The sequence below is a fragment of the Pantoea sp. Sc1 genome, assembly GCF_000255315.1.
Taxonomy (GTDB): domain Bacteria; phylum Pseudomonadota; class Gammaproteobacteria; order Enterobacterales; family Enterobacteriaceae; genus Pantoea; species Pantoea anthophila.
In genome coordinates, this window is record NZ_AJFP01000001.1 from 2,969,858 (window position 1) to 2,991,538 (window position 21,681).

The window sequence follows — 21,681 nt, forward strand, 5'->3', positions numbered from 1 at the left end:
GGCTGACCCACCCTGCGGCGAGCCAGACCGCCTCTCTGTTACAATCCCAGCGCGTAGCGCAGCACCTGCCGCTTCAGTACCCCGGAATGTTCGGCGGCGATCAGGCCGAGATTTCGTGCAAACCGCAGCGGAGCCAGCTGATTGCTGAAGGCGAAGTAGAAGAGATCCATCCCCCCCTGCATCAGCATGTTGTCGCGGCGGCGCTTGCGGTGATAACGCTGCAGCACCCGCTCAGAGGCCCACTCTTCCGCCGCATCGCGCGCGCTGACCAGCACATCAATCAACGCATCAATATCGCGATAGCCCAGATTGACGCCCTGCCCGGCCAGCGGATTGATGGTGTGCGCCGCATCGCCAACCAGCGCCAGCCCCGGCAGCACATACTGCGAAGCGTGACGGCGCACCAGCGGGAAACTGCCCGCCGCGTGGGCTTTAAAACGTCCCAGCCGCGCCGGGAAGTGACTGGCAATCTCTTTTTCCAGCTGGGCCATCGGCATCGCCTGAAGCTGACGGACTCTTGCCGGTGCGTCATACCAGACCAGCGAGGCCCGGTTGTCATACAGCGGCAAAAAGGCGCGTGGCCCCTGCGGAGTGAAGTGCTGCCAGGTGGCATCGCCTGCCGGATGTTCACAGGTCACGCTGATCAGTAAACAGGACTGCGCATAGCTCCAGCCATGAATCCCGATGCCGGCCATCTGCCGCACCTGCGAATTGGCCCCATCGGCGCCGATCACCAGCCGGGTATGTAGCGTCACGCCATCGCTCAGGTCGACGCGCCAGCCGCCGTTTTCCGGCTGCAGATTTTCCAGCGTGGCCGGGCAGTAGCAGGTCACATTCCGCGACTGCATCTCTTCCCACAACGCGCGCTGAAGAACGCTGTTCTCGACCATGAAACCCAGCTCCGGCAATCCCAGCGAGGCGGCATCGAAACTCACCTGCGCCGTCTGCCACTCCCAGGTTTCCAGCCTGCGATAAGGGGCGCTTCGCATCGCTTCCACACGCGGCCAGACGCTGAGCTGCTTCAGTAACGCCACCGAGGAGGAACCGATCGCTGAAATGCGCAGATCGGGATCGCTGTCGGCATCAAAGGGGGCGGGTTCGGCGCGTTCAATGACCGCCACGCGAAAACGCTGCTGCGTCAGTCCACAGGCCAGCGCAGCACCCACCATGCCTCCCCCGACAATCACCACATCAAACTGATTATCCTGCATTGCTTCTATCCTTCTCTTATTGCCGTCCGCCTGCGCAACACGGGTCTGAATACAGCAAAGTGTACCGGAAAACCGGATAGCTGACAGAAAAGCCCGCAGGCTGGTCACAACCGCATCAAAGCATTACAATACGCGCCCCGCACTTCACTGCACTGAATCAATGGCTAGCGCGATGACAAAAAAACTGCATATCAAAACCTGGGGATGTCAGATGAATGAGTATGATTCATCGAAGATGTCTGATCTGCTGAACAGTACGCACGGCTATACGCTGACCGAGGTCGCTGAAGAAGCGGATGTTCTGCTGCTTAACACCTGCTCTATCCGCGAAAAGGCGCAGGAGAAGGTTTTCCACCAGCTGGGGCGCTGGAGAAAGCTGAAAGAGCGTAACCCGGATGTGATCATTGGCGTGGGCGGCTGTGTGGCGTCACAGGAAGGAGATCATATTCGTCAGCGAGCGCCCTGCGTGGACATCGTATTTGGCCCGCAGACCCTGCACCGCCTGCCGGAGATGATCAACACCGTGCGCGGCAGTAAAAGCCCGGTGGTAGACATCAGCTTCCCGGAAATCGAAAAATTTGACCGCCTGCCGGAACCCCGCGCAGAAGGTCCGACAGCCTTTGTCTCCATCATGGAAGGCTGCAACAAATATTGTACGTTCTGCGTGGTGCCTTACACCCGTGGTGAGGAAGTGAGCCGTCCGTGTGACGACATTCTGCTGGAGATTGCTCAACTGGCGGCGCAGGGCGTGCGCGAAGTGAACCTGCTGGGTCAGAACGTCAACGCCTGGCGCGGTGCTTCCTTTGATGGCGACACCTGTACCTTCGCTGAGCTGCTGCGCCTGGTCGCCGCCATCGACGGTATTGACCGCATCCGCTTTACCACCAGCCACCCGATTGAGTTCACGGATGACATCATTGATGTCTACCGTGATACGCCGGAGCTGGTGAGCTTCCTCCATCTGCCGGTGCAGAGCGGCGCAGACCGCATTCTCACGCTGATGAAACGTGCCCACACGGCACTGGAATATAAAGCGATTATCCGCAAGCTGCGCGCGGCGCGTCCCGATATTGAGATCAGCTCTGACTTCATCATCGGTTTCCCGGGTGAAACCCAGCAGGATTTCGAGCAGACTATGAAGCTCATCGCCGACGTGAATTTCGATGTCAGCTTCAGCTTTGTCTACTCAGCCCGTCCCGGCACGCCCGCCGCTGACCTGCCGGATGATGTCAGCGAGGAGGAGAAGAAGCAGCGTCTGTGGATCCTGCAGGATCGCATCAACCAGCAGGCGCAGGCGATCAGTCGCCGCATGCTGGGCACCGTGCAGCGTATTCTGGTTGAAGGCATCTCCCGCAAGAACGTCATGGAAGTCTCTGGCCGCACCGAAAATAACCGCGTGGTCAACTTTGAAGGCTCACCTGAGATGATCGGCCGGTTTGTGGATGTTGAAATTGTCGATGTCTACACCAACTCCCTGCGCGGCAGGCTGGTGCGCACCGAAGATGAGATGGGCCTGCGCATGGCCCAGAGCCCGGCGTCTGTGATTGCCCGCACCCGCAAAGAGAATGACATCGGCGTGGGTCTCTTCCAGCCGTGATACCGGCTTTATTGTGCGGCAGCGCGCTTCGCGCTGCCGCCCGTTTCACATTGCGACACTTGCTTTCTGAAGCTGTTGCCCAAATATCTCTCCTTAAGCTTGCGCCCAGGCGTTACGGCATAAATAATTTCGTTATGGTGCATCCGGTTAAGCTCAACGGTGCGTCAGACACACCCCATAACTGGCCCTGAGTGACCCAAAGGATTCGTTTGAATATCGAAACTCGTGAAATCGCCCTTGAACCGGCTGATAACCGTCGTCTGATGAGCCTGTGCGGGCCGTTCGATGACAATGTGAAACAGCTTGAGCGCCGACTGGGTATTGAGATCAATCGTCGCGACAACGTCTTTAAACTGGTTGGACGCCCTCTGTGCGTCAATGCCGCCGCCGATATCCTGAAAACGCTCTATGTGGATACGGCGCCCGTGCGCGGCGACATTCCGGATATCGAGCCGGACCAGATTCATCTCGCCATCAAAGAGAGCCGGGTGCTGGAACAAACCGCGGACAGCGTGCCGGAGTACGGTAAAGCGGTCAACATCAAGACCAAACGTGGCGTTATCAAACCGCGCACGCCGAACCAGGCGCAGTACATCGCAAATGTCCTCGACCACGATATCACCTTTGGTATCGGCCCGGCCGGTACCGGTAAAACCTATCTGGCCGTGGCCGCCGCGGTGGACGCGCTGGAGCGTCAGGAGATCCGTCGCATCATGCTGACCCGCCCGGCGGTAGAAGCGGGTGAAAAACTGGGCTTCCTGCCCGGCGATCTGAGCCAGAAAGTCGACCCCTATCTGCGTCCGCTCTACGATGCGCTGTTTGAAATGCTCGGTTTTGAGCGGGTTGAAAAGCTGATGGAGCGCAACGTCATTGAAGTGGCCCCGCTGGCCTACATGCGTGGTCGTACCCTGAACGACGCGTTTATCATTCTTGATGAGAGCCAGAACACCACCATCGAACAGATGAAGATGTTCCTGACGCGTATCGGCTTCAACTCTAAAGCGGTCATTACCGGCGACGTAACCCAGATTGACCTGCCGCGCCACGTTAAGTCCGGCCTGCGTCATGCCATTGAGGTACTCTCTGATGTGGAGGAGATTAGCTTCAACTTCTTCCACAGCGAGGATGTGGTTCGCCATCCTGTCGTGGCCCGCATTGTCACCGCCTATGAAGCCTGGGAAGCGGCCGATCAGACCCGTCGTGACCAGCAGGCTGAAGAGCGCAAACGTGAAGCGCTGGCGGCGCAGAGCGCAACCCAGGAGAGCAAATGAGCGAGGTGATTCTCGACCTGCAGGTCGCCTGTGAAAACAGCGCAGAGTTGCCGGATGAAAGCCAGTTTCATCGCTGGCTCTCGGCGGCGGTTGCCCCTTTTCAGCCCGACAGCGAAGTCACCGTCCGTCTGGTTGATGAAGCCGAAAGTCATGAGCTTAATCTGACCTATCGCGGTAAAGACAAGCCGACTAACGTGCTCTCCTTCCCGTTTGAAGCCCCGCCGGGTATTGAGCTGCCGCTGCTGGGCGATCTCATCATCTGTCGTCAGGTGGTTGAGCAGGAAGCGGCTGAACAGGGTAAAAGCGTGGAGGCGCACTGGGCCCACATGGTCGTGCACGGCACGCTGCATCTGCTGGGATATGACCATATTGATGACGACGAAGCCGATGAAATGGAAGGGCTGGAGACCGAGATAATGCTTGCTCTTGGGTATCCTGATCCGTACATTTCGGAGAAAGAAGACGCCTGAATCCCGCATTCAGGCTATCCGGCTGTCAGTGCATGTGGCTGACAGCCCCCATTCCTCACCAGAGAGATCTTTAAAAACCGCCATGAGCGACGACCATTCTCAAAACAGCGATGCACCCAGTAGTAAAAAGGGATTTTTCTCCCTGTTAATCAACCAGCTTTTTCACGGCGAACCCAAAAACCGTGATGAGCTACTGGAGCTGATCCGCGACTCGAACAACAAAGAGCTGATTGACCAGGACACCCGCGACATGCTCGAAGGGGTACTGGATATTGCGGAGCAGCGCGTGCGTGACATCATGATCCCGCGCTCGCAGATGATCACCCTGAAACGGAATCAGAGCCTTGAAGAGTGTCTGGATGTCATCATCGACTCCGCGCACTCCCGCTTCCCGGTGATCAGCGAAGATAAAGATCATGTGGAAGGTATCCTGATGGCGAAAGATTTACTGCCGTTTATGAGCAGCGAATCTGAACCTTTCAGCATTGAAAAAGTGCTGCGTCCTGCGGTGGTGGTGCCGGAAAGTAAGCGTGTGGATCGGATGCTGAAAGAGTTTCGCTCCCAGCGTTACCACATGGCGATCGTGATTGATGAGTTTGGCGGCGTCTCCGGCCTGGTGACCATTGAAGATATCCTGGAACTGATCGTCGGTGAGATTGAAGATGAGTATGACGACGAAGAAGATCGTGATATCCGTCAGCTCAACCGCCACACCTTCACGGTGCGCGCGCTGACCGCCATTGAAGATTTCAATGAGGTGTTTGGCACGCAGTTCAGTGATGATGAAGTCGACACCATCGGGGGCCTGGTGATGCAGGGCTTCGGCCATCTGCCTGCGCGCGGTGAAAGCATCGAGATTGAAGGTTACCAGTTCAAGGTGGCGATGGCGGACAGCCGACGCATCATCCAGGTTCATGTGACTATTCCGGAAAACGCGCCACAACCTCAACTGGAAGACGAATAAGTCTATGGCTTTCGCCTCACTTTACCCGCGTCAGCGGGTTCGCCTGCTGCTGGCTTTAATTACGGGTGCGTCTGGCACCCTCGCCTTCTCCCCCTACGATTTCTGGCCCGCCGCACTGCTGTCACTGTGCGGTTTACAGCTGCTGACCCTTAACCGTTCCACTCCGCAGGCCAGCGCCATCGGCTTTGTCTGGGGGCTGGGCCTGTTTGGCAGCGGCGTCAACTGGGTTTACGTCAGCATCGCCACCTTTGGCGGTATGCCCGGCCCGGTGAACGTGTTTATTGTGGCGCTGCTCGCCGCCTATCTGGCGCTCTATCCTGCCCTGTTTGCCGGTGTGCTGAACCGCCTGTGGCCTCGTACTTCACTGTGGCGGCTAGCGCTGGCCGCCCCGGCGCTGTGGCAGATCACCGAGTTCCTGCGCGGCTGGGTGCTGACCGGCTTTCCGTGGCTGCAGTTTGGTTACAGCCAGATCGACGGACCGCTGAAGGGTCTGGCACCGCTGGCGGGCGTTGAAACCCTGACCTTCCTGCTCATGGTTATCGCCGGGCTGCTGGCTTATGCCCTGCAGCAGCGCAATGTCAGAAGTCTGATCGCCGCGCTGCTGCTGCTGGCGCTGCCGTGGCCGTTGCGCTACCTCCAGTGGGTTGAGCCGATGCCCGAGCGCACCGTCGAGGTGGCGCTGGTTCAGGGCAACATTCCGCAATCCATGAAGTGGGACCCGCAGCAGCTGCTTAACACGCTGCGCATTTACACCGGTCTCAGTCAGCCGCTGATGGGCAAAGCGCCGATCATTATCTGGCCGGAGTCAGCGATAACCGATCTGGAAAGCAACCAGCAGCCCTTCCTGCGTTCGCTGGATGATGAGCTGCGTCAGCGCGGCAGTTCGCTGGTCACCGGTATTGTTGACTCCCGGCTGGAGCAGAACCGCTATCACGACTACAACACGGTCATCGTGCTGGGCGGCAAAGCGCCGTACAACTACTTCAGTGGCAACCGCTACCAGAAAAATCATCTGGTGCCGTTTGGTGAATTTGTGCCGCTGGCCGATCTGCTGCGTCCGCTGGCTCCGTTCTTCGATTTACCGATGTCCGCGTTCAGCCGGGGCAACTATCTCCAGCCGCAGCTCAGCGTGGCGGGATATCACCTTACCACGGCGATCTGTTATGAGATCGTGCTGGGTGAACAGGTGCGGGCCAACTTCCATCCCGATACCAACTTCCTGCTGACCGTTTCTAATGATGCCTGGTTTGGTCACTCGATCGGCCCGTGGCAGCATTTCCAGATGGCGCGGATGCGGGCGCTGGAACTGGGTCGTCCGCTGTTGCGCAGCACTAACAATGGCGTCACGGCCGTGGTGGATGCGAAAGGCGATGTGGCGTCAATTCTGCCGCAGTTCACCCGCGATGTCCTGACCAGCAAAGTCACCCCGACCCAGGGGGAAACGCCCTACGCGAAAGCGGGCGTCTGGCCGGTGTGGTCTCTGACGCTGCTGGCTGCGGTAATTGCCCTGCTGCGTCGCCGTCGATAACCGCCTGGATGCCGCAAGGCCAGCGGTGAGTCCAGCCAGCGCAGGAAACACGGTCAGGCAAAAACCGCCCTCTCTGACACCCCCGACCCGCGTCGTCCATGGCGCGGGTCGCTTTCCGCTTCAGCCCCTGTTCGCTGCGCTTTCATCTGACGCTTTACTGCCAGATTCCTCCGGCTTCGGGTGTGTCAGCCTTCTGAGGCTTCGTTTTTTATTTCTTTCTCCCCGATATAACTCACTCTCCTGACCGCATACTCTGCTGCCTTTCTCGCTCTGAACCGCTTTCTGGCACGATGATTGCTAAATATTTCAGTGTTTTTCACAAACAGGCTGATTGCAGGCGCTGACAGCGAGCCGGTTGCACCAAAACCATCCGCCCCGCTGCACCGTTACCGCGCAGCGCGGGATATTTGCCTTTTTTTGGTGCGTATCACCTCGCAAAACAGAAACTTTTTTGTTTCATTGCGTTAACAATCCGCTATGTTAGTGACTCTTCTGCGCCCGTTTTCAGCGCAGAAAGAGCCCGGACGCAGCAAAAAACAGACACAACATCATAATCAGCGCAGGTTATAGCCTGTGCCTTTTTCATACGAAGGAGTTGGAACATGCAACTACGCAAAGTGGCATTATCTCTTCTGCTGATCAGCGCAGCGGCGGGAGCGGCCCAGGCGGAAGATCTCAGCGGCACCCTGAAAAAGATCAATGACAATGGCGTTATTGTGGTCGGGCATCGCGAATCATCAGTTCCCTTTTCTTATTATGACAACCAGCAAAAAGTGGTGGGCTATTCACAGGCCTATTCCAACGCCATCGTGGACGCCATCAAAGCAAAACTGAACAAGCCGGATCTGCAGGTCAAGATGATCCCTATCACCTCTCAGAACCGTATCCCGCTGTTGCAGAACGGCACCTACGATTATGAGTGTGGCTCGACCACCAATAACCTTGAGCGCCAGAAACAGGCAGCCTTCTCTGACACCATTTTTGTCATCGGCACCCGTCTGCTGGTGAAGAAAGGTGGCCCAATCAAAGATTTCGCTGACCTGAAAGGCAAAACCGTCGTTGTGACCTCCGGTACCACCTCTGAAGTGCTGCTGCATAAACTCAATGACGAGCAGAAAATGGATATGCGCATCATCAGCGCAAAAGATCACGGCGACTCTTTCCGCACCCTGGAAACCGGTCGTGCCGTGGCCTTTATGATGGATGACGCGCTGCTGGCTGGCGAACGCGCAAAAGCGAAAAAACCGGACAACTGGGAAATCTTAGGCACGCCGCAGTCCAAAGAGGCCTATGGCTGCATGCTGCGTAAAGATGATCCACAGTTCAAAGCCCTGGTGGATGAAACCATCGCTAAAGCCCAGACCTCCGGTCAGGCTGAAAAATGGTTCGACACCTGGTTTAAACAGCCGATTCCGCCTAAGAACCTGAACATGAACTTTGAACTGTCTGAAGACATGAAAGCACTGTTCAAGACGCCGAACGATAAAGCACTGAATTAACAACAAAATACCCAATGGATTTCAGGTTGCATCACGGTGGCCAGAGTGAATCCCGATGCGCTTACGCAGGTAAGTGATTCGCGTGAATCAACGCAGCCAGCAACATGGCAGCCAGAAAGACGGCGGGTATAACAAGGGCAGCCCGGCTGCCCTCTCGATTGCTGAAACCGCGGCATGGACAGACAGACTGACACGGGTCGTTCCCCTGCGTCAGAAGATAAAACGCCGTTCATCAATCTTCAGGGTAGCTTCGCTACCCTTTTTTTCCGGAGCTCGTTATGGGTATCGATTGGAACTGGGGCATCTTTCTCGAACAGGCCCCGTTCGGTAACACGACCTACCTTGGCTGGCTGTGGTCCGGTTTTCAGGTGACGATTGCTGTCTCCTGCTGCGCCTGGATTATTGCCTTCTTTGTGGGTTCATTTTTCGGCATTCTGCGCACCGTGCCTAACCGCCTGCTGGCCACCATTGGCACCTGCTATGTCGAACTGTTTCGTAACATCCCGCTGATCGTCCAGTTCTTCTTCTGGTATCTGGTCGCGCCTGAACTGGTGGGCGAGAAGCTCGGCATGTGGTTTAAGTCGGAGCTGGATCCCAACATTCAGTTTTTCCTCTCCTCCATGATCTGTCTTGGCCTCTTTACCGCGGCCCGCGTCTGCGAGCAGGTCCGTGCTGCCATTCAGTCACTGCCGACCGGGCAGAAGAATGCGGGTCTGGCGATGGGATTAACCCTGCCGCAGACCTACCGCTATGTGCTCCTGCCGAATGCGTATCGCGTGATTGTCCCGCCGATGACGTCGGAAATGCTGAACCTGGTCAAGAACTCGGCTATCGCCTCCACCATTGGTCTGGTCGATATGGCCGCGCAGGCGGGCAAACTGCTCGACTATTCGGCCCACGCCTATGAGTCCTTTACCGCCATTACGCTCGCCTACGTCGCGATTAACCTGGTGATTATGTTGTTGATGAGTCTGGTCGAGCGCAAAGTCCGGCTGCCAGGCAATGCGGGAGGCAAGTAATGTACGAGTTTGACTGGAGTTCCATTGCTCCCAGCCTGCCCTATCTGCTCAATGGCCTGGTGATTACGTTTAAAATCACCCTGACCGCCGTGGTCTTCGGCATTCTGTGGGGCACCCTGCTGGCGGTAATGCGTTTGTCGAGCTTTAAGCCGATCAGCTGGTTCGCCAAAATTTATGTCAACCTGTTCCGCTCCGTGCCGCTGGTGATGGTGCTGCTCTGGTTCTATCTGGTGGTACCGAGTTTTCTGCAACAGGTGCTGGGGCTATCGCCCAAAACCGATATCCGACTGATTTCAGCCATGGTCGCTTTCTCGCTGTTTGAAGCGGCTTACTACTCTGAAATTATTCGCGCCGGCATCATCAGTATCTCACGCGGCCAGGGTAACGCCGCGCTGGCACTCGGCATGACGCCGTGGCAGTCGATGAGACTGATCATCCTGCCGCAGGCGTTTCGCGCCATGGTTCCGCTGTTACTGACCCAGGGTATCGTGCTGTTCCAGGATACCTCACTGGTCTATGTCTTAAGCCTGGCGGACTTCTTCCGCACCGCGTCCACCATTGGTGAGCGCGACGGAACCCAGGTGGAGATGGTTCTGTTTGCCGGTCTGGTCTACTTCGTGATCAGCCTGAGTGCATCGCTGTTGGTCAGCTATCTGAAAAGAAAAAGGACGGTTTAAATGATTAGCCTGAAAAATGTTTCTAAGTGGTATGGTCACTTTCAGGTGCTGACCGACTGCTCAACCGAGGTCAAAACCGGTGAAGTGGTGGTGGTGTGCGGGCCGTCCGGCTCCGGTAAATCGACGCTGATCAAAACGGTTAACGGACTTGAGCCGATCCAGCAGGGTGTGATTGCGGTGAATGGCACCGAGGTGAACAACAAAAAAACCAACCTGGCGCAGCTTCGCAGTCAGGTTGGCATGGTGTTTCAGCACTTCGAACTCTTCCCTCACCTGAGCATTATCAACAATCTGGTGCTGGCGCAGGTGAAAGTGCTGAAGCGCGACAAAGCGGCCGCGCGGGAGAAGGGGCTGAAACTGCTGAAGCGAGTGGGTCTGGCCGCGCATGCTGAGAAGTTTCCCGGTCAGCTTTCCGGGGGCCAGCAGCAGCGTGTGGCGATTGCGCGGGCGCTCTGCATGGACCCCATCGCGATGCTGTTTGATGAGCCGACCTCCGCACTGGACCCGGAAATGATCAATGAGGTGCTGGATGTCATGGTCGAACTGGCCCAGGAGGGGATGACAATGATGGTGGTAACCCATGAGATGGGCTTCGCCCGCAAGGTAGCCAATCGCGTCATCTTTATGGATGAAGGGAAAATTATCGAAGACACCAATAAAGATGACTTCTTTAATAATCCGCAGTCTGACCGCGCCAAAGATTTCCTCGCCAAAATCCTGCACTAATCCCGGCCATTATGCGGGTCACCACCGGTGGCCCGCCTCACGCTTGCGATGACGCTATCAGGGTTCAAAAGGCTGACGCTGAAACTGATCGTGGCCGCACTCCGGACAGCGTGACAGCGTTTCAGGCGTGTAGATTGCCCGGGTAAACTGGCACTTTTCACACACCAGATTCCCCAGCCCCACCACTTCCCCGCTCTGATACACCCCATGATGATGCAGATCCTGGAAGACCTCACGCCACTCCAGCTGACTCTTATCGGTAATATCTGCCAGCTCTTTCCAGACGCTCTCACGGATAATGCGCATAAAGAGCGAGTCCGCGACCGGTTCTTCGACGTCGCTATAGCTGCGCGCAAACTCTTCCAGATCGCGTCGGACCGCGCGCAGTACCTGATCAATCTCCTCTCCCGTCATATCGTTGCGCGCCAGCAGCTGGCTTCGCCGTCCGTCAATCAGCGCATCCGGGTTACGATCGCCCTGACGCAGACGGTCGGTCAGTACGGCTAACGACTCGCGATATTCCTGAGCCACTTTATTCATTTTGTTCTCCTTTTATGCAGACTCTCGCTGAATTAAGTTTAGTCGCAATGTTGCTTTTGCCGTGTCGTCTGTACAGGGAATTACAAAAGGGTGAAGGTTCTGACGCTTTCGGCAGAAATCGCGCCAGCAAAAGTGGGAAGTGTTGTTGATATGCGGCCTTATGGGTATGCTATGCGGATCTTAAAGCCAGAAAAATGTTATTCACAAAGGACCACAGGCAGCCATGCAAGAGCAATACCGCCCGGAAGAGATTGAATCCCGTGTGCAGCAACACTGGGATGAAAACGAAACGTTTAAAGTGACTGAGCAGGAAGGTAAAGAGAAATATTACTGCCTTTCAATGTTGCCCTATCCTTCTGGGCGCCTGCACATGGGCCACGTTCGTAACTACACCATCGGCGACGTAATCGCGCGTTATCAACGTATGCTCGGCAAAAACGTACTCCAGCCGATTGGCTGGGATGCTTTCGGCCTGCCTGCAGAAGGCGCGGCGGTGAAGAACAACACCGCGCCGGCCCCGTGGACCTACGACAACATCGCCTACATGAAGAACCAGCTTAAACTGCTGGGCTTTGGCTATGACTGGAGCCGTGAACTGGCGACCTGCCAGCCTGAGTATTACCGCTGGGAACAGTGGTTCTTCACCAAACTGTATGAAAAAGGCCTGGTCTATAAAAAAACCTCGGCGGTGAACTGGTGCCCGAACGATCAGACCGTACTGGCTAACGAGCAGGTGATCGACGGCTGCTGCTGGCGCTGTGACACCAAAGTTGAGCGCAAAGAGATCCCGCAGTGGTTCATTAAAATCACCGATTATGCGGAAGAGCTGCTGAACGACCTGGATACGCTGGACGAGTGGCCTGAGCAGGTCAAAACCATGCAGCGTAACTGGATTGGCCGCTCAGAAGGCGTTGAAATCATCTTCGACGTCGCTGACAGCGAAGAGAAAGTCACTGTCTACACCACCCGCCCGGATACCTTTATCGGCGCCACCTATGTGGCCGTGGCCGCAGGCCATCCGCTGGCGACCCAGGCGTCGGTGAACAATCCGGCGCTGGCCGACTTTATCGCTGAATGCCGCAACACCAAAGTGGCTGAAGCCGATATGGCGACCATGGAGAAGAAAGGCATGGCGACCGGCCTCTCGGTTGTCCACCCGCTGACCGGCGAACACCTGCCTGTCTGGGTCGCTAACTTCGTTCTGATGGAATATGGCACGGGTGCCGTGATGGCAGTTCCGGCGCACGACCAGCGCGACTGGGAGTTTGCCACCAAATATGACCTGCCCATTAAGCCGGTTGTCCTTAACCTGGATGGCAGCATTCCTGACGTCAGCGCGGCGGCGATGACCGACAAAGGCGCCCTGTTCAACTCTGGCGAATTTAACAGTCTGGATCATGCGGCCGGTTTTAACGCCATCGCAGATACCCTGGCGGCCAAAGGCGTGGGCGTGCGTAAAGTGAACTACCGTCTGCGCGACTGGGGCGTTTCCCGTCAGCGCTACTGGGGTGCGCCTATCCCGATGGTCACGCTGGAAGATGGCACCGTAATGCCTGCACCAGAAGATCAGCTGCCGGTGATCCTGCCGGAAGATGTGGTGATGGATGGCATTACCAGCCCGATCAAAGCGGATCCGGAGTGGGCAAAAACTACGGTAAATGGCCAGCCTGCGCTGCGCGAAACCGATACCTTTGACACCTTCATGGAGTCCTCCTGGTACTACGCACGTTACACCTGTGCCGACTACAAAGAGGGTATGCTGGACCCGGCTGCAGCGAACTACTGGCTGCCGGTCGATCAGTATGTCGGCGGTATCGAGCACGCCATCATGCACCTGATGTATTTCCGCTTCTTCCACAAGCTGCTGCGTGATGCGGGCCTGGTGAACTCCAGCGAGCCAGCCAAACGCCTGCTGTGCCAGGGTATGGTGCTGGCTGATGCCTTCTACTACCTCGGCGACAACGGCGAACGCAACTGGGTTTCACCGGTTGACGTTGAGGTTGAGCGTGACGAGAAAGGCCGCATCGTGAAGGCGGTGGACAAGCAGGGTCGCGAGGTGATCTACGCGGGCATGAGCAAAATGTCGAAGTCGAAAAACAACGGCATCGACCCACAGCTGATGGTTGAGCGTTACGGCGCGGATACCGTGCGTCTGTTTATGATGTTTGCCTCACCGGCGGATATGACGCTGGAGTGGCAGGAGTCTGGCGTTGAAGGCGCAAACCGCTTCCTGAAGCGTGTCTGGAAACTGGTCTACGAGCACACCCAGCTGGGTGCGACCGTGGCACTGGATGTGGAGAGCCTGAACGATGAGCAGAAATCGCTGCGTCGCGACCTGCACAAAACCATCGCCAAAGTAGCCGATGATATCGGCCGTCGTCAGACCTTCAACACCGCTATCGCGGCGATTATGGAGCTGATGAATAAACTGGCCCGCGCGCCGCAGGAAAGCGAGCAGGATCGCGCCCTGATGCAGGAAGCGCTGCTGGCGGTCGTTCGTCTGCTCTATCCGTTTACCCCGCACGCCAGCTACGTTCTGTGGCAGACGCTGGGTGGCGAAGGCTCCATTGATGAAGCGACCTGGCCGGTTGCGGATGAAGCCGCTATGGTTGAAGATTCACTGCTGGTTGTGGTGCAGGTCAACGGCAAAGTGCGTGGCAAGATCACCGTCGCCGCCGATGCAACACAGGAACAGGTTCAGGCACGCGCTGCCCAGGAGCATCTGGTGGCGAAATACCTGGACGGTGTGACTATCCGTAAAGTCATTTATGTACCGGGCAAACTGCTTAACCTGGTCGTAGGTTAAGTTCAGGAGGAACTGTGCGACATCCGATTATCAGGCTGTTTGTCATGCTGGCGGTGGTCATCACCGCTGGCTGTGGTTTTCATCCGCGTGGCACCACACAGGTGCCCAGCGAACTGAAAACCCTGATTGTTTCAACCGGCGATCCTTATGGACCCCTTGCGCGTACTGTGCGTCAGCAGCTGCGTATCAACGATGTCACTATTGTTGAAGACACTAAACAGAACCGCACCGATATTCCGACGCTGCGTCTGGGTCCTGAGGTGTCGGGACGTAACACCGCCTCGGTCTTTATCAGCGGCACCTCTGCGGAGTATCAGCTGGTCATGACGCTAACGGCGCAGGTCCTGTTGCCGGGCAAAGGCATCTACCCAATCAGCACCACGGTCTATCGTTCATTCTTCGATAACCCGAACGCGGCGCTGGCAAAAGATGCCGAGCAGGATCTGATTACACAGGAGATGCGTCAGCGTGCGGCCGAACAGCTGATACGTAAGCTGCTGACCGTGCATGCCGCACAGATCAACAACAAAGAGACCTTACCGGCGTCCGTGATTCCGGTGCCGGGCCAGGTTTCAAAGGAAGCGCCCACTTCCTCTGCCACCAGTCTGCAATGATCAGGATTTATCCTGAGCAACTCAGCGCGCAGCTCCGTGAGGGGCTGCGCGCCTGTTATTTATTAACCGGAAACGAACCGCTGCTGTTGCAGGAGAGTGCCGACGCCATTCGCGCCGCCGCAACCGCGCAGGGATTCCAGGAACATTTCAGTTTTACGCTGGATGCGCAGACCGACTGGGAAAGCCTGTTCGTCAGCTGCCAGTCACTGAGTCTGTTTGCCCAGCGTCAGACCCTCACGCTGCAATTCCCCGACAATGGCCCTAACGCCGCAATGGCCGAGCAGCTGGTTAAGCTGTCGCAATTGCTGCACGCCGATATCCTGCTGGTCTGCCGGATGGCAAAGCTGACCCGCGCGCAGGAAAACAGCGCCTGGTTTAAAGCGCTGTCCGCCTCTGCGGTCATGGTGCCCTGCCAGACGCCAGAGCAGGCGCAACTGCCCCGCTGGGTGGTGAATCGGGCCAGAGCGCTGAAGCTGTCGGTGGATGACGCCGCCGTGCAGCTGCTCTGTTACTGCTACGAAGGCAATCTGCTGGCGCTTGCTCAGGCGCTGGAGCGGCTCTCACTGCAGTGGCCTGACGGCAAACTGACACTGCCGCGGGTGGAAGAGGCGGTCAGCGATGCAGCGCACTTCACCCCTTTCCACTGGGTGGATGCGTTACTGGCAGGCAAAAGCCGCCGCGCCCTGCATATCCTCCATCAGCTGGAGAAAGAGGAGAGCGAGGTGGTGATTCTGCTGCGTACGCTGCAGCGCGATATGCTGACACTGCTGCATCTGCAACGTCATCAGGCACAGCAGCCGTTGCGCACGCTGATGGATCAGCAGCGGATCTGGCAGAATCGCCGCGCGCTGTTCACCGAAGCGCTGCAGCGACTCGACGCTGCCCGTCTGCAACGCGCGATCCATCTGCTGAGTCAGATTGAGGTGACGCTGAAGCAGGATTATGGACAGCCGGTGTGGCCTCAGTTGCAGACGCTGACGCTGCTGCTCAGCAGCCGGGCTTTTCCCACGAGTTTTGCGCATGTCTGAGTTGCAGGCGCTGTTTGGCGGCACGTTCGATCCGATTCATTTCGGCCATCTGCGCCCGGTCGAAGCGCTGGCGCAGCAGACCGGTCTGCAGCGCGTGACGCTGCTGCCCAATAATGTCCCTCCCCATCGTCCGCAGCCGGAAGCCAGTGCGGCCCAGCGGGTCGACATGCTGCGCTGTGCCATCGCCGGTTTGCCGCTGTTTGATATTGATACCCGTGAGCTTGCGCGCGATACGCCCTCCTGGACCGTGACGACCCTGGAGGCCTGGCGCGCCGAACGCGGTGCCGCCCAGCCGCTGGGATTTATCATTGGTCAGGACTCCTTACTGAGCTTAGCCAGCTGGCATCGCTGGCAGGATCTGCTGTCACTCTGTCATCTGCTGGTGTGCCAGCGGCCGGGCTATGCCACGCGCTTTGAGGCGCCAGAGATGCAGCAGTGGCTCAATGAACACCTCGCCGGCGATATCCGGCAGCTGCACCAGCAGCCTGCGGGCCATATCTGGCTGGCAGACACGCCGCTGTATAACATTTCGGCAACCGAAATCCGCCGCCGCCGCCATCAGAACCTGCCCTGCGACGACCTGTTGCCCCCGGCGGTGATCGACTATATCGACCGCGAAGGCTTATATCGCGACTGATCCGGGCATGCTATACTGCGCCGCTTAATTTTCTGGCTGCACTTTCCGGGCTCGCAGCCGGCCCGATACCATCAGCTTCAGAGGGGAACCTTTTGCAAGGTAAAGCACTCCAAGAGTTCGTTATTGATAAGATTGATGATCTCAAAGGTCAGGACATCGTGACCATCGACGTTCAGGGCAAATCCAGCATCACCGATTTCATGATCATCTGCACCGGCACCTCTACGCGTCATGTGACCTCGATCGCAGAGCACGTTGAGCAGGAGTCCCGTTTAGCTGGCCTGATGCCTTTAGGCATTGAAGGTAAAAGCGCGGCGGACTGGATCGTGGTTGATCTCGGTGATGTCATCGTGCACGTGATGCAGGAAGAGAGTCGCCAGCTGTATGAGCTGGAAAAACTCTGGGGCTAATCGGTGAAACTGCAACTTGTTGCCGTCGGCACGAAAATGCCCGACTGGGTGCAGACCGGTTTCATGGAGTATCTGCGCCGCTTCCCGAAAGATATGCCACTTGAGCTGACCGAAGTCACCGCGGGGAAACGCGGCAAAAATGCTGATATCAAACGCATTCTTGAAAAAGAGGGTGAAGCGATGTTAGCGGCGGTCGGCAAAGGAAATCGCATCGTCACGCTGGATATTCCCGGTCATCCGTGGGAAACCCCGCAGCTGGCGCAGCAGCTTGAACGCTGGAAACTGGATGGCCGCGATGTCAGCCTGCTGATTGGCGGGCCTGAAGGCCTGGCCCCCGCCTGCAAAGCGGCGGCAGAGCAGAGCTGGTCCCTGTCAGCATTGACGTTGCCCCATCCGCTGGTGCGCGTGCTGGTTGCGGAAAGTCTGTATCGAGCCTGGAGCATCACGGCAAATCATCCTTATCATCGTGAATGACCGATCAGCCCACAGCAGACATGACAAGTAGCGGATGAAATTACAAAGCAACGCCTTTCGCGATTACAGCGCCGAACAGAAACTCTTTGTCCGTCGGGCGTTTTTCGCCTTCGTCGGTATTTTGCTGCTCTCTTCAATCCTGGTGGTGAACCTTTACCATCTGCAGATCCTTCGCTTTGATGATTACAGTACCCGCTCCAACCAGAACCGCATAAAACTGGTGCCTGTCGCGCCCAGCCGCGGCATTATCTACGATCGTACCGGCACGCCGCTGGCGCTGAACCGCACCATCTATCAGGCTGAACTGGTGCCGGAAAAAGTCGATAACCTGCAACAGACGCTGGAAAATCTGCGCCCGATTCTGGAGCTGACGGATGAAGATCTGGAAAACTTCCAGAAAGAGCGTAAACGCTCGCGTCGTTTTACCTCCATTCCGGTGAAAACCGCGCTGAATGAGGTGCAGGTCGCCCGTTTTGCGGTCAATCAGTACCGCTTCCCCGGCGTGGAAGTGAAAGGCTATCAGCGCCGCTACTACCCATACGGCTCCACGCTGACGCATGTGGTCGGTTACGTCTCCAAAATCAACGATCGTGATGTGGCCCGCCTCGATAAAGAGGGGATCTGGCCAAATTACGCTGCGACCCACGATATCGGCAAGCTGGGCATCGAAGCCTATTATGAAGATCTCCTGCACGGTAAAACCGGCTTTGAGGAGGTTGAGGTCAACAACCGTGGCCGGGTCATTCGCCAGCTGCATGAGGAGTCGCCTCAGGCGGGCCGTGATATCTATCTGACGATCGATCTCAAACTGCAGCAATATATTGAAACCCTGCTGGCGGGCAGTCGCGCAGCGGTGGTCGTCAGCGATCCGCGCACCGGCGAAATCCTCGCCATGGTTTCCACCCCCAGCTACGACGCCAACTTATTTGTCGACGGGATTTCCAGTAAGGATTACCGCGGCCTGCTGGAAGATGAAAACCGCCCGCTCTATAACCGCGCGATTCAGGCTGCCTACCCTCCCGCCTCTACGGTCAAACCCTATGTCGCCGTCTCCGCCATGAGTGCCGGGGTGATTAACCGCAACACCAGTGTTTTCGATCCCGGCTGGTGGCAGCTTCCCGGTTCCGAAAAGCGTTTCCGCGACTGGAAGAAATGGGGCCATGGTCGTCTCAACGTCACCAAAGCGCTGGAAGAGTCTGCTGATACCTTCTTCTATCAGGTCGCCTATGACATGGGCATCGATCGCCTCTCTGAATGGATGAACAAGTTTGGCTACGGCAGCCGGACCGGTATCGACCTGCCGCAGGAGAGCGCCGGCAATATGCCGACCCGAGACTGGAAGATGAGACGCTTCAAAAAGCCGTGGTATCAGGGTGACACCATTCCGGTGGGCATCGGCCAGGGCTACTGGACGGCCACGCCGCTGCAGATGAACAAAGCGATGATGATTCTGATTAACGATGGCATCATCCGTGTGCCGCATATCCTGCGCGCTACCCGTGAAGGCCGGACGCTGGTGCCCTATCGCCAGCCGCCTGCCGCCCCGATTGGCGATATCCATTCCGGCTACTGGGAAATCGCCAAAGATGGCATGTATGGCGTGGCAAACCGCCCTAACGGCACCGCGCACAAGAGCTTTGCGGATGCGCCCTACAAAATCGCCGCCAAGTCCGGTACGGCACAGGTCTTTGGCCTGAAAGAGAACGAAACCTATAACGCCCACAGAATTGCTGAACGATTACGCGACCATAAGTTAATGACCGCGTTTGCTCCCTATGACAAACCTCGGGTTGCCGTGACCATTATTCTGGAAAACGGTGGCGCCGGTCCGGCTGTCGGCACCGTCATGCGCCAGATTCTGGATCACATCATGTTAGGTGATAACAATACAGTCCTGCCGGACGCCGCCCCGGTGCCGCCCGGTTATGAAGGTGAATAAACATGTCGATGCAAGATAGTCCGCAGAAACGATCAATCTGGATGCGCATCCACATCGATCCGCTGTTTATGCTGATCATCCTCGGCCTGCTGACCTACAGCGCCGTGGTGATCTGGAGTGCCAGTGGTCAGGACCCGGGCATGATGGAGCGTAAACTGGGTCAGATCGCGATGGGCCTGGTGATCATGATTGTGCTGGCGCAGGTGCCGCCGCGTGTCTATGAAGGCTGGGCACCTTACCTCTATATTGTCTGCGTGATCCTGCTGGTAGCGGTAGATGCCTTTGGTCAGATCAGTAAAGGCGCACAGCGCTGGCTCGATCTTGGCTTTGTCCGTTTTCAGCCCTCGGAGATTGCCAAGATCGCGGTGCCGCTGATGGTCGCGCGCTTTATTAACCGTGACGTCTGCCCGCCGACGCTGAAAAATACCGGTATTGCGCTGGTGTTGATCTTCGTGCCTACCCTGCTGGTGGCCGCGCAGCCCGACCTCGGTACCTCCATCCTGATTGCCGCGTCGGGTTTGTTTGTGCTGTTCCTGTCAGGGATGAGCTGGAAACTGATTGGCGTGGCGGTGCTGCTGGTGGCCGCCTTTATCCCGATCCTGTGGTTTTTCCTGATGCACGACTATCAGCGCGATCGCGTCATGATGCTGCTCGACCCGGAAACGGATCCGCTGGGTGCCGGCTATCACATCATTCAGTCGAAAATCGCCATTGGCTCGGGGGGACTGCGCGGCAAAGGCTGGCTGCAGGGCACCCAGTCTCAGCTGGAATTTTTGCCGGAACGTCACACCGACTTTATCTTTGCGGTTCTGGCCGAAGAGTTAGGGCTGGTGGGCGTGCTGCTGCTGCTGACCCTTTATCTGCTGCTGATCATGCGCGGACTGGTGGTGGCCGCGCGGGCGCAGACCACCTTTGGCCGGGTCATGGCGGGCGGTTTAATGCTGATTTTATTCGTTTATGTTTTCGTTAACATTGGCATGGTTAGTGGTATCTTACCGGTGGTTGGCGTACCGCTGCCGCTGGTCAGTTATGGCGGCTCCGCGCTAATCGTGCTTATGGCGGGATTTGGCATCGTGATGTCGATCCACACTCACCGAAAAATGTTATCTAAAAGTGTCTAAGAGGCTGCAGATGCGTAAGGAATGGCTTGGCGTTGCACTGGCATCACTGGTTCTGGCGGCCTGTACCACGCCGGAACCCCAAAATACGGCGCCGCCGCAACCGGCATACAATGGACCGGTGGTAGAGATTCCGGGCGTTGAGCCACGTTATGAGCCGGTTAATCCGGGCACCAGCCAGGATTACAGCGTCAACGGCAAAAATTATCGCATCGTTAAAGATCCCTCCAACTTCAGTGAAGTCGGTCTGGCCACCTGGTACGGTGAAGAAGCGCAGGGCAATCGCACCGCCATCGGTGAAACCTACGATCCCGATGCGCTGACAGCGGCCCACCCTACCCTGCCGCTGCCGAGCTATGTGCGCGTCACCAATATCGCTAACGGTCGTCAGATTGTGGTGCGGGTGAACGATCGCGGTCCTTATACGCCGGGTCGTATTATCGATCTCTCCCGCGCCGCCGGTGACCGCCTGAATATCTCGAACAATTCGCGGGTGCGGGTCGACTTTATCAAGGTCGCGCCTGACGGCTCACTCTCCGGTCCTGGCACCATCGGCACCGTCGTAGCGAAACAGAGTTACGCCCTGCCCGCCCGTCCGGACCTGAGTGGTGGCGCAGTCATGAATGGCGGCAGCGCAGCGGCTGCTCAGCCGCCAGCGCAGAATGTGGATGCTATCAGTAACAGCACGCTGCAGAGCAGTGACAGCATGGGTGCACCGGTGCAGAGCAGCGGCTTTCTTGGCGCACCCCAGCCTTTAGCGAGCGGCGTACTGGAAGGCAGTGAACCGCCCGCTGCCGCCGTTGCCGCACCGGCAGCTGTTGCTGCTCCCGCCGCCAGCGCCGCGCCTGCGGCCAGCCGGGGAACCGCAGCGGGCTATGTCGTGCAGGTCGGCGCGCTGAACGATCCGGCGCGTGCACAGCAGATGATGAAAAGCCTGAGCCAGCGTTATGGTGTGCCCGGGAAAGTCGAAGACGCAGGCAACAATGTTTATCGCGTGCAGCTTGGCGGGTACGCTACCCGCGCCGAAGCCGCCGCGCTGCAACAGCGCCTGAGCAGTGAAGGCCAGACCGCTTCATTTATTACTAATACGCGTCGCTGATCCGTTTGTCAGACCGCTGCACGTTACGTCTGCTAACAACCCAATCATTTCACC

The 21,681-nt window shown here is 57.3% G+C and carries 20 protein-coding genes; 18 read left to right on the plus strand and 2 right to left on the minus strand.

Annotation, left to right across the window (positions count from 1 at the left end):
- Window positions 1–38: 38 nt before the first annotated feature.
- Entirely contained in the window at window positions 39–1,211 is a 1,173-nt protein-coding gene (gene ubiF / locus S7A_RS13795) for a 3-demethoxyubiquinol 3-hydroxylase (RefSeq protein WP_009091470.1), read from the minus strand.
- A 172-nt stretch (window positions 1,212–1,383) separates the two neighbouring features.
- Here ubiF and miaB point away from each other — a divergent pair, with 172 nt between their 5' ends.
- The 9 genes from miaB to S7A_RS13840 all read left to right on the plus strand — a co-directional run bounded on the left by miaB (window position 1,384) and on the right by S7A_RS13840 (window position 10,962).
- Entirely contained in the window at window positions 1,384–2,808 is a 1,425-nt protein-coding gene (gene miaB / locus S7A_RS13800; protein ID WP_009091472.1) for a tRNA (N6-isopentenyl adenosine(37)-C2)-methylthiotransferase MiaB, read from the plus strand.
- A gap of 209 nt (window positions 2,809–3,017) precedes the next feature.
- Window positions 3,018–4,079 (plus strand): PhoH family protein, encoded by a 1,062-nt coding sequence (locus tag S7A_RS13805; protein ID WP_009091474.1) that lies wholly within the window; start codon window positions 3,018–3,020, stop codon window positions 4,077–4,079.
- On the plus strand, window positions 4,076–4,549 hold the full coding sequence (ybeY, locus tag S7A_RS13810) for an rRNA maturation RNase YbeY (RefSeq protein ID WP_009091476.1): 474 nt from the start codon (window positions 4,076–4,078) through the stop codon (window positions 4,547–4,549). Before S7A_RS13805 ends, ybeY begins: the two co-directional genes overlap by 4 nt.
- An 82-nt stretch (window positions 4,550–4,631) precedes the next feature.
- The gene (gene corC, locus S7A_RS13815; protein ID WP_009091478.1) at window positions 4,632–5,513 is read left to right on the plus strand and encodes a CNNM family magnesium/cobalt transport protein CorC; all 882 of its coding nucleotides are present in this window, start codon (window positions 4,632–4,634) and stop codon (window positions 5,511–5,513) included.
- A gap of 4 nt (window positions 5,514–5,517) precedes the next feature.
- On the plus strand, window positions 5,518–7,041 hold the full coding sequence (gene lnt, locus S7A_RS13820) for an apolipoprotein N-acyltransferase (protein WP_009091480.1): 1,524 nt from the start codon (window positions 5,518–5,520) through the stop codon (window positions 7,039–7,041).
- 602 nt (window positions 7,042–7,643) lie between these two features.
- Window positions 7,644–8,540: an amino acid ABC transporter substrate-binding protein gene (locus S7A_RS13825; protein WP_009091482.1), complete on the plus strand. Its 897-nt coding sequence runs from the start codon at window positions 7,644–7,646 to the stop codon at window positions 8,538–8,540.
- A 278-nt stretch (window positions 8,541–8,818) separates the two neighbouring features.
- Window positions 8,819–9,559 carry an amino acid ABC transporter permease gene (locus S7A_RS13830; protein ID WP_009091484.1) on the plus strand — a complete coding sequence of 247 codons (741 nt, stop codon included), beginning with the start codon at window positions 8,819–8,821 and terminating at the stop codon, window positions 9,557–9,559.
- Window positions 9,559–10,236, plus strand: coding sequence for a glutamate/aspartate ABC transporter permease GltK (gene gltK, locus S7A_RS13835; protein WP_009091486.1), 678 nt, complete (start codon window positions 9,559–9,561; stop codon window positions 10,234–10,236). The genes S7A_RS13830 and gltK overlap by 1 nt, the downstream gene beginning before the upstream one ends.
- Window positions 10,237–10,962 carry an amino acid ABC transporter ATP-binding protein gene (locus S7A_RS13840; protein ID WP_009091487.1) on the plus strand — a complete coding sequence of 242 codons (726 nt, stop codon included), beginning with the start codon at window positions 10,237–10,239 and terminating at the stop codon, window positions 10,960–10,962.
- A 57-nt stretch (window positions 10,963–11,019) separates the two neighbouring features.
- Here S7A_RS13840 and S7A_RS13845 read toward each other — a convergent pair whose 3' ends face one another.
- A complete protein-coding gene (locus S7A_RS13845) occupies window positions 11,020–11,502 on the minus strand; it encodes a zinc ribbon-containing protein (RefSeq protein WP_009091489.1) in 483 nt (160 codons plus the stop codon).
- 223 nt (window positions 11,503–11,725) lie between these two features.
- On the opposite strand from S7A_RS13845, the gene leuS reads away from it, so the two are divergent.
- The 9 genes from leuS to rlpA all read left to right on the plus strand — a co-directional run bounded on the left by leuS (window position 11,726) and on the right by rlpA (window position 21,627).
- The gene (leuS, locus tag S7A_RS13850; protein WP_009091490.1) at window positions 11,726–14,308 is read left to right on the plus strand and encodes a leucine--tRNA ligase; all 2,583 of its coding nucleotides are present in this window, start codon (window positions 11,726–11,728) and stop codon (window positions 14,306–14,308) included.
- A 14-nt stretch (window positions 14,309–14,322) separates the two neighbouring features.
- The gene (lptE, locus tag S7A_RS13855; RefSeq protein ID WP_009091493.1) at window positions 14,323–14,922 is read left to right on the plus strand and encodes an LPS assembly lipoprotein LptE; all 600 of its coding nucleotides are present in this window, start codon (window positions 14,323–14,325) and stop codon (window positions 14,920–14,922) included.
- Window positions 14,919–15,950 (plus strand): DNA polymerase III subunit delta, encoded by a 1,032-nt coding sequence (gene holA, locus S7A_RS13860; protein ID WP_009091495.1) that lies wholly within the window; start codon window positions 14,919–14,921, stop codon window positions 15,948–15,950. The genes lptE and holA overlap by 4 nt, the downstream gene beginning before the upstream one ends.
- Window positions 15,943–16,587, plus strand: a complete 645-nt coding sequence (gene nadD / locus S7A_RS13865; protein ID WP_009091497.1) for a nicotinate-nucleotide adenylyltransferase — start codon at window positions 15,943–15,945, stop codon at window positions 16,585–16,587. The genes holA and nadD overlap by 8 nt, the downstream gene beginning before the upstream one ends.
- A 92-nt stretch (window positions 16,588–16,679) precedes the next feature.
- Complete coding sequence (gene rsfS / locus S7A_RS13870; RefSeq protein ID WP_009091499.1) at window positions 16,680–16,997, plus strand: ribosome silencing factor; 318 nt, start codon at window positions 16,680–16,682, stop codon at window positions 16,995–16,997.
- Between the two features lie 3 nt (window positions 16,998–17,000).
- On the plus strand, window positions 17,001–17,471 hold the full coding sequence (gene rlmH / locus S7A_RS13875; RefSeq protein WP_009091501.1) for a 23S rRNA (pseudouridine(1915)-N(3))-methyltransferase RlmH: 471 nt from the start codon (window positions 17,001–17,003) through the stop codon (window positions 17,469–17,471).
- Window positions 17,472–17,505: 34 nt separating this feature from the next.
- The gene (gene mrdA / locus S7A_RS13880; RefSeq protein ID WP_009091503.1) at window positions 17,506–19,410 is read left to right on the plus strand and encodes a peptidoglycan DD-transpeptidase MrdA; all 1,905 of its coding nucleotides are present in this window, start codon (window positions 17,506–17,508) and stop codon (window positions 19,408–19,410) included.
- Window positions 19,411–19,418: 8 nt separating this feature from the next.
- Entirely contained in the window at window positions 19,419–20,531 is a 1,113-nt protein-coding gene (mrdB, locus tag S7A_RS13885; RefSeq protein ID WP_033736585.1) for a peptidoglycan glycosyltransferase MrdB, read from the plus strand.
- Between the two features lie 10 nt (window positions 20,532–20,541).
- On the plus strand, window positions 20,542–21,627 hold the full coding sequence (gene rlpA / locus S7A_RS13890) for an endolytic peptidoglycan transglycosylase RlpA (RefSeq protein WP_009091508.1): 1,086 nt from the start codon (window positions 20,542–20,544) through the stop codon (window positions 21,625–21,627).
- Window positions 21,628–21,681: the final 54 nt, after the last annotated feature.

Bases quoted from the DNA above. Each gene is read 5' to 3' on its own strand.
- ubiF (WP_009091470.1), bottom strand. From the start codon at position 1,211: ATGCAGGATAATCAGTTTGATGTGGTGATTGTCGGGGGAGGCATGGTG.
- miaB (WP_009091472.1), top strand. From the start codon at position 1,384: ATGACAAAAAAACTGCATATCAAAACCTGGGGATGTCAGATGAATGAG.
- ybeY (WP_009091476.1), top strand. From the start codon at position 4,076: ATGAGCGAGGTGATTCTCGACCTGCAGGTCGCCTGTGAAAACAGCGCA.
- corC (WP_009091478.1), top strand. From the start codon at position 4,632: ATGAGCGACGACCATTCTCAAAACAGCGATGCACCCAGTAGTAAAAAG.
- lnt (WP_009091480.1), top strand. From the start codon at position 5,518: ATGGCTTTCGCCTCACTTTACCCGCGTCAGCGGGTTCGCCTGCTGCTG.
- S7A_RS13825 (WP_009091482.1), top strand. From the start codon at position 7,644: ATGCAACTACGCAAAGTGGCATTATCTCTTCTGCTGATCAGCGCAGCG.
- S7A_RS13830 (WP_009091484.1), top strand. From the start codon at position 8,819: ATGGGTATCGATTGGAACTGGGGCATCTTTCTCGAACAGGCCCCGTTC.
- gltK (WP_009091486.1), top strand. From the start codon at position 9,559: ATGTACGAGTTTGACTGGAGTTCCATTGCTCCCAGCCTGCCCTATCTG.
- S7A_RS13840 (WP_009091487.1), top strand. From the start codon at position 10,237: ATGATTAGCCTGAAAAATGTTTCTAAGTGGTATGGTCACTTTCAGGTG.
- S7A_RS13845 (WP_009091489.1), bottom strand. From the start codon at position 11,502: ATGAATAAAGTGGCTCAGGAATATCGCGAGTCGTTAGCCGTACTGACC.
- leuS (WP_009091490.1), top strand. From the start codon at position 11,726: ATGCAAGAGCAATACCGCCCGGAAGAGATTGAATCCCGTGTGCAGCAA.
- holA (WP_009091495.1), top strand. From the start codon at position 14,919: ATGATCAGGATTTATCCTGAGCAACTCAGCGCGCAGCTCCGTGAGGGG.
- nadD (WP_009091497.1), top strand. From the start codon at position 15,943: ATGTCTGAGTTGCAGGCGCTGTTTGGCGGCACGTTCGATCCGATTCAT.
- mrdA (WP_009091503.1), top strand. From the start codon at position 17,506: ATGAAATTACAAAGCAACGCCTTTCGCGATTACAGCGCCGAACAGAAA.
- mrdB (WP_033736585.1), top strand. From the start codon at position 19,419: ATGCAAGATAGTCCGCAGAAACGATCAATCTGGATGCGCATCCACATC.
- rlpA (WP_009091508.1), top strand. From the start codon at position 20,542: ATGCGTAAGGAATGGCTTGGCGTTGCACTGGCATCACTGGTTCTGGCG.